A 4,721-nucleotide genomic window follows, 5' to 3' on the forward strand; every position below is an offset into this window, starting at 1 on the left:
GCAGTGTGTCAGTCACTGAAGGTGTTGACTGATGCACCGCTTTCGCGAGCAAGCCCGCTCCCACATAAACCAGTCTCCACATTTAGAGAGGTGGTGTGTCGGTCACCTGCAATTTTTAGATAGTGCCTGCGACTTTCTCATTTGCCCCCCTGCCCCGCCCATGGCCTGATTCGCCCTCGCTCATTCAAGGCAGGCCCATGGAAAACGTTCAGGCAAAACCCACCACTGCCGTTTGGCTGATAATCAGCGTGGTGCTGGTCGCCCTCAACCTGCGCCCGTCGATGGCAGCCGTGGGTCCGTTGTTGTCGTCGATTCGCGGCGATGTGCCGTTGAGTTTCAGCAGCGCGGCCTTGCTGACGATGTTGCCGGTGATGGCCATGGGGTTGGCGATGTTTTTCGGCATGGGCGTGGCCAGGCGTCTCGGTGAGCACCGCAGCATTGTGCTGTCGCTGGTGGTGATTGGCCTGGCGACGCTGTCGCGGTTGGTCCTGGATTCGGCGCTGGAGTTGATCGTCAGCGCGATTGCCGCCGGGGTCGGGATTGCCTTGATCCAGGCGTTGATGCCGGCGCTGATAAAGTCGCGGTTCAGCGCCAACGTGTCGCTGTTCATGGGGTTGTACGTGACCGCCATCATGGGCGGCGCGGCATTGGCGGCGTCGTTCGCGCCGTTCGTGCAGGTGCAGACCGGCAGTTGGCGGATCGGCCTGGCGGTGTGGGCGGTGCTCGCCGGGTTGGCGCTGGTGTTCTGGTACGCGCAGCGCGCGGCATTGCCGCCGTTGGCGCAGGCCGGTTCCACTCAGCAAGAGTCGTTTTTCGGCAACCGTCGCGCCTGGCTGCTGGCGATCTTTTTTGGTCTTGGTACGGCGTCCTACACCTGCGTACTCGCCTGGCTGGCGCCGTACTACGTGGAGCAAGGCTGGAGTGAACAGAACGCCGGTTTGCTGCTGGGCTTTTTGACCGCGATGGAAGTGGTCTCCGGCTTGGTCACCCCGGCCATCGCCAACCGGCGCCAGGATAAACGCGGGGTGGTCGCGGTGCTGCTGGTGCTGATTATCCTCGGCTTCTGCGGCCTGATCCTCAGCCCACAACACCTCAGCCTGTTGTGGCCTTGCCTGCTGGGCCTGGGCATTGGCGGCCTGTTCCCGATGAGCCTGATCCTGTCCCTCGACCACCTCGACAACCCGCGCCGCGCCGGTGGCCTCACGGCCTTCGTGCAAGGTATCGGCTACCTGATTGCGGGCTTGTCGCCGCTGATCGCGGGAATGATCCGTGACCAGTTGGGCAGCTTCGAATGGGCGTGGTGGGCGCTGACCGCAGTGGTGGTAGTGATGCTGTTGATGGTCACGCGCTTCAATCCCCAGCATTACGCGCGGCATATCCGCTGACGTCGTGTTGCTAACAGTATTTGTCCCACGCCAAACATAGAATCGCCCTACAGAGCTTTCTAATGGCACGGCCGTTCCGTTAAGCTTTTGCGCTGTCTTGTACTGAGTTCGGTACAACGGGTTTACGGACGAAACCGATGTTAAACAGTAACTTGCTCAGAAAGCTCGATATGCAGGACCTGATGGTGTTTATCGCCGTCTACGACCAGAGCAGCGTTACCGACGTGTCCGAAACGTTGTTCGTCAGCCAGTCCACCGTGAGCTACAGCCTGAAGAAACTGCGCACCAGTTTTGAAGATGAGCTGTTTATCAACACGCGGGCGGGCATGCGTCCGACGTACAAGGCCACCAGCATGTATGGCCATGTGCAGAAGATCCTCGAAAGCATCAACCTGTGCCACGCCGGTGGCCAGGCGTTCGATCCGACGCAAAAGGCGGTGACCTTCAATGTGCGCGCGCCGGAATACTTCGAACAGTTGATTCTGCCGCGCCTGCTGAAGACCTTCGACCGTGCCGACCTGCCGGTGATCGTCAATGTGCAGAAGCTGGAGACCGACATCCCCGCCGATGACCTGCGCGAAGGCCGCCTGGACCTGGTGATCTGCTTCGGCCCGCACTTTCATCGCGCCCACAAAGACTTCAAGACGCAGATGCTGCTGGAAGACGACCTGGTGTGTGTGTTCGACAAGCGCTCGGCGCCGAGGGAACCGGCGTTCAGCCTGCAATCCTTCGTCGAACGGCGCCATGTGTTCCCCACGCCGTGGACCTCCGACACCAACATGATCGACGGCTGGCTGGCGCGCCAGGCCCACAAGCGCCAGGTAATCGCCCGCGCCAACAGCTACGGCGCGGCGCTGAAGATGATCACCGGCACTGACTTCATCGTGACCCTGCCGCGCCGCGTGCAAAAACTGCTGGCACCGGCCAGCGTGTTTGGCCATTGCGAAGCGCCCAACGGCTTGCCGGGGTTCACCCTGGATATGCAGTGGAATGAAACCAGTGAACAGGACAGTGCCAATACCTGGTTCAGAGAGCAGGTGGTAAAAGTCTGCGCCGACCAGGGCTTGCTATAACCCCCTGTGGCGAGGGAGCTTGCTCCCGCTGGGTTGCGTAGCAGCCCCAAAAATCTTGGGAGCGCTTCGCACTCCAGCGGGAGCAAGCTCCCTCGCCACAGGTGTGTAAGTCAGCCGATGGCGACTTTGCTGTAGGAATCACGATCCATGTCGACCAGCAGGACACTCAGCTGAACCTGGATATCCGCCGGCCAGTCGCCCAGATCCTGCAAGGCCGCCAGCAGGCTTTCCGACAACTGCTTCTTGACCTGCGGCGAACGACCGCTGAGCAGTGATAACTTCACCGCGACAAAGCCGCGTGGATCGAGGGACGTGCCCACCTGGAACGTCTCGACCTTGACCGCGCGACTTTTGATATCGAATTCAGACCCGAACTGGCCAGACACCATCAGCACGTTATTGAGCCGCAACAGGGTTTTCTCAACAGCAAGGCCTGTCAGGTTGGCGGTGTATTCCAGGTGCAGGTGCGGCATGGGTGGCTCCGAGCTTTACGTAGGTAGATTCCTAGATATATCACGGATAAAACCCTCAGGCTTGGCTTGCCTGCCCCCGGTCACTCATAAACGCCTCCAGCCGTGAGCGCACCCAGCGCTCGGCCGGGTCGGTGTCCACATGGCTGAGCCAGACCATGGACAAATCCAGGGTCGGCGTCTCGAACGGAAACGGCTCACAAAACAAGTGGCCTGACACGGCCATGGCCTCGGCGGTGTAGTCCGGCAGGCTGGCGATCAGGTCGGTGCCGGCCAGCAGCGCCGGCAACGCGCTGTATTGCGGCACCGACAACACCACCTGGCGCTTGCGGCCGATTTCCGCCAGCCACTCATCGGCAAACCCCGACACGTTGGCGGTGTGGGACACCAGCACATGGGGCCGTGAGCAATATTCATCGAGGGTCAGCGGTGTGTCGGACGCGTCGGCACGCAGGATGCGCGGGAGGATATGCCGCAACAGCTTGCGCTTTGCATTCGCCGGCAGGCCACGGGTCTGGGTGATGCCGACGGTGATGTCACCGGACGCGAGCAGGTCGGGAATACGCCAGTAGTCCACATGCTGCACCACGAACACCACATTCGGCGCTTCCTGGCGCAAGCTGCGCAGCAACGGTGGCAACAGGCCAAACTCGACATCATCGGACAGGCCGATGCGAAAGGTCATGGTGCTGATGGACGGGTCGAAGTCGTGGGTCAGGCTCAAGGCCGACGACAGCGAATCCAGGGCTGGCGACAGGTGCTGGATGATTTCCTCGGCGCGCGCCGTGGGTTCCATGCGGTGGCCGACGCGAATGAACAGCGGATCGTTGAACAAGGTGCGCAGACGGTTGAGCGCCGAACTGATGGTGGGCTGGCCGAGAAACAGCTTTTCGGCGACCCGCGTGACGTTGCGCTCCAGCATCAGTGCTTCGAAGACCACCATCAGGTTGATGTCGGCCTTGCGTAATTCATTGCGATTCATCGGCGCCTGCCCCTTCCCCAAGACAAGCCGCAGTTTAGAAAGCCCGCGGGGCTGCGTCTATGTGCACACTGTTCATCGAAGGGCTTTGGGACTATAAATCAGCTTTCCAGGGTCACAGGAACACCATCGTGCTGGTCATTATCGCCTTGGCCATTGTCGTGGCCGGGTTCTGTATCTGGGTTGTCCAATTCATCGCCAATGCCACCGTGAGGACGCTGCTGCGCGTGCTCGTCGGCTTGTGCCTGGCGGCGCTGTTAGCGTTCCTGGTGCTGGCCTGGGGGTTTCCCATTGCGCTGTTGGTCTCATAATCCACCTTACTGTCACTCTTTGAGCAAGGACCGCTGAATCATGAAATTTGCCTACACCATCATCTACGTGCCCGACGTGGCCGCCTCCCTGGAATTCTTCGAAAAGGCCTTCGGTTTCAGTCGCCGCTTCCTGCATGAGTCGGGGACGTATGGTGAGCTGGAAACCGGTGGTACCACCCTCTCGTTTGCCGCGCATGAACTGGGCGAGATGAATTTCAAGGGCGGGCATGTGCAGGCGCATGCGTCCAAACAACCCTTGGGCATGGAGGTGGGCTTTGTGACTGAGGATGTGCTCGTCGCCCATGCCCGGGCCCTTGCACAGGGCGCCACCGAGTTGTCGGCGCCGAGCGCCAAGCCTTGGGGTCAAGTGGTTTCTTATGTGCGTTGCCCGGATGGGACCCTTGTCGAGTTGTGCACGCCAATTTCGGGCTGAGTATTGAACCAGTGTGGGAGCGGGCTTGCTCGCGAAGGCGGTGGGGCAGATGTAAATTCGCTAACTGACC

The 4,721-nt window shown here is 60.6% G+C and carries 6 protein-coding genes; 4 read left to right on the top strand and 2 right to left on the bottom strand.

Going from position 1 to position 4,721, the window contains the following annotated elements; translation table 11 throughout:
• Positions 1-197 precede the first annotated feature (197 nt).
• Complete coding sequence (locus NUV89_RS27745) at positions 198-1,385, top strand: cyanate transporter (RefSeq protein WP_257783829.1); 1,188 nt, start codon at positions 198-200, stop codon at positions 1,383-1,385.
• Between the two features lie 137 nt (positions 1,386-1,522).
• Positions 1,523-2,458, top strand: a complete 936-nt coding sequence (locus tag NUV89_RS27750) for a LysR family transcriptional regulator (protein WP_257783830.1) — start codon at positions 1,523-1,525, stop codon at positions 2,456-2,458.
• Positions 2,459-2,568: 110 nt separating this feature from the next.
• On the opposite strand, the gene NUV89_RS27755 is transcribed toward NUV89_RS27750, so the two are convergent.
• Together NUV89_RS27755 and NUV89_RS27760 are read right to left on the bottom strand one after the other, a co-directional pair.
• Complete coding sequence (locus tag NUV89_RS27755) at positions 2,569-2,931, bottom strand: 5-carboxymethyl-2-hydroxymuconate Delta-isomerase (RefSeq protein ID WP_257783831.1); 363 nt, start codon at positions 2,929-2,931, stop codon at positions 2,569-2,571.
• 55 nt (positions 2,932-2,986) lie between these two features.
• Positions 2,987-3,910, bottom strand: a complete 924-nt coding sequence (locus NUV89_RS27760) for a LysR substrate-binding domain-containing protein (RefSeq protein ID WP_017736314.1) — start codon at positions 3,908-3,910, stop codon at positions 2,987-2,989.
• 128 nt (positions 3,911-4,038) lie between these two features.
• Here NUV89_RS27760 and NUV89_RS27765 point away from each other — a divergent pair, with 128 nt between their 5' ends.
• Complete coding sequence (locus NUV89_RS27765) at positions 4,039-4,218, top strand: hypothetical protein (RefSeq protein ID WP_257783832.1); 180 nt, start codon at positions 4,039-4,041, stop codon at positions 4,216-4,218.
• A gap of 40 nt (positions 4,219-4,258) precedes the next feature.
• Complete coding sequence (locus NUV89_RS27770; protein ID WP_257783833.1) at positions 4,259-4,651, top strand: VOC family protein; 393 nt, start codon at positions 4,259-4,261, stop codon at positions 4,649-4,651.
• Positions 4,652-4,721 lie beyond the last annotated feature (70 nt).

It is taken from the genome of Pseudomonas sp. 18.1.10 (genome assembly GCF_024655625.1).
Taxonomy (GTDB): Bacteria; Pseudomonadota; Gammaproteobacteria; order Pseudomonadales; family Pseudomonadaceae; genus Aquipseudomonas.

Excerpts from the sequence above, each read along its gene's own strand:
- NUV89_RS27745 (WP_257783829.1), top strand. The coding sequence starts at position 198 with ATGGAAAACGTTCAGGCAAAACCCACCACTGCCGTTTGGCTGATAATC.
- NUV89_RS27750 (WP_257783830.1), top strand. The coding sequence starts at position 1,523 with ATGTTAAACAGTAACTTGCTCAGAAAGCTCGATATGCAGGACCTGATG.
- NUV89_RS27755 (WP_257783831.1), bottom strand. The coding sequence starts at position 2,931 with ATGCCGCACCTGCACCTGGAATACACCGCCAACCTGACAGGCCTTGCT.
- NUV89_RS27760 (WP_017736314.1), bottom strand. The coding sequence starts at position 3,910 with ATGAATCGCAATGAATTACGCAAGGCCGACATCAACCTGATGGTGGTC.
- NUV89_RS27770 (WP_257783833.1), top strand. The coding sequence starts at position 4,259 with ATGAAATTTGCCTACACCATCATCTACGTGCCCGACGTGGCCGCCTCC.